At 37.8% G+C, this 1,985-nt stretch carries 2 protein-coding genes; one reads left to right on the forward strand and one right to left on the reverse strand.

Annotation, left to right across the window (positions count from 1 at the left end; genetic code table 11):
* Positions 1–162 precede the first annotated feature (162 nt).
* On the forward strand, positions 163–1,359 hold the full coding sequence (locus tag B4C08_RS07720) for an ATP-binding protein (protein ID WP_296664257.1): 1,197 nt from the start codon (positions 163–165) through the stop codon (positions 1,357–1,359).
* 88 nt (positions 1,360–1,447) lie between these two features.
* On the opposite strand, the gene B4C08_RS07725 is transcribed toward B4C08_RS07720, so the two are convergent.
* The gene (locus B4C08_RS07725; RefSeq protein ID WP_296664258.1) at positions 1,448–1,798 is read right to left on the reverse strand and encodes a hypothetical protein; all 351 of its coding nucleotides are present in this window, start codon (positions 1,796–1,798) and stop codon (positions 1,448–1,450) included.
* Positions 1,799–1,985 lie beyond the last annotated feature (187 nt).

The raw sequence follows: 1,985 nt of genomic DNA on the forward strand, positions 1-1,985 counted from the left end.
AAAGAAACTCGGTTGATAATCCTCTAGCAAGATTGCCATGCTTAGGATTTCTTTCTGTCAACAAATGAAGTCCAGTCAATTTTGTTAAATCCACTTAACAAAATCAATCAAAAATTGTTAAGTCCACTTAACAATTTGAACAATGTATTATAAAATCAGGCTATGGAAAAACTAATCGAAGTTTTCAGAAAGAAAATGACCGCCCCGCTTCCAACCTTTGAGCGCGAACTGGAAAGAAAAATAAACTGGAATGTGCGGCTTATAAGCATAAGAGGCTCAAGAGGAACTGGAAAAACAACATTATTTTTGCAGCACATAAAAAAAACTTTCTCCAATAATCTGAACAAAGTTCTTTATGTAAGCCTTGACAACATTTATTTTTCAAACAATACACTTGTTGAACTTGCAGAAAAATTTGTAAGCCGTGGCGGCACACATCTTTTTCTTGATGAAGTGCATAAATATGAAAACTGGTCAAAGGAAATCAAAAATCTTTATGATGATTTTCCGGAACTTCACATCGCATTCACTGGTTCTTCCTTGCTTGAAATTCTGAACGGCAGAGCGGATTTAAGCCGCAGAACTTTAGTTTATGAGCTGACCGGGCTTTCTTTCCGCGAGTATCTTTCGCTGATAAAAGCACACGATTTTCCAATTTTTACATTGGAAGAAATACTAGAGAACAACGAGCAGATTTCCGCGGAAATCGCATCAAAAATCAAGCCGTTTGAATTTTTTGACGATTATCTATCTTTTGGCTATTATCCGTACTTTTTAGAAGGAAAAGACGATTATTTTAACCGCCTGAATGAAACCCTGAACATGATTCTAGAAGTTGAGCTTCCTTTTCTCCGCGGATTGGAAATCGCCTATATTCCAAGAATAAAGAAACTTCTGGCTATCATAGGCGAGTCTGCCCCGTTCATTCCAAACATAACACAGCTTGCCGCAAAAATCGGAATTTCAAGGCAGACCTTGCTCATATATTTAAAATATCTGGAAGACGCAAAACTTATAAATCAGCTTTATAAAAAATCACGCGGATTAAGCGTGCTTGAAAAACCCGAAAAGATACTGATGGAAAACACAAATCTTATGGAACTTTTTAACGGAGAAAATACAAATACAGGCAACCGCCGGGAAACTTTTGTTCTAAACCAACTTTTACATTCCCATAAAGTTGATTTTTCAGAGGAAAGTGATTTCTTTGTGGACTCAAAATACACTTTTGAAGTAGGCGGGAAGAACAAAAAGCGCAAACAAATTCAAGAAATTCCAGACTCATACATTATCGCCGACGACATAGAATTTGGCACAGACAGACAAATTCCTATCTGGCTGCTGGGATTCATGTACTGATTTTTTAATATATTAACATGTTGTCATTCTCGCACTCGATGCGGGAATCTATCTTTTTCTCCGCCTTGCCCATATCCGCCTGAACTCCTTACAAGAACATGCACATATAATGCGGAACCGTGATTTTCTTTCCAGTCTGCACAACATTGCCGTTTACTATCTTGTAGCCGTATTTTATTTCATCTTTTTTAAGAAGGGAATCCAAAGATGAAGTGCCGCCTTTTTCAACTGGGATTTTATTGTCAAAGTTTTCTTTCAGGCTTAAAATCGCGCTCTGCTCAATTCCCAAAGCCCAAAGAAATTCCTCAAAATCAAGAGAATGCATCTCGTACTGACGCTCATAGCCGACTGGAATAGAAGAAATTTCCCTATAATTTATTCCAAGAAGAAAACCTGTCGCAATCACATCAAAAGTGTCATCCTGCGCCAGAAATTTCAAAGCCGTTCTATTTTGGAACTCAACTACAAAGATGTCTCTTCGTACCCGGTAGGTTATGTTCTTAGATGAATGAGCTTTTATTTTCTAAGCGATTTGCCTGTTGGTCAAAAAACATTCCTTTATGTACTCGCGGCTTTGATAGTAAAAGTCTGTGTTGAATCTGCTGATGCTGTCGCTGACCCAGGAA

It is taken from the genome of Treponema sp. UBA753 (assembly GCF_002297325.1).
Classification (GTDB): domain Bacteria; phylum Spirochaetota; class Spirochaetia; order Treponematales; family Treponemataceae; genus Treponema_D.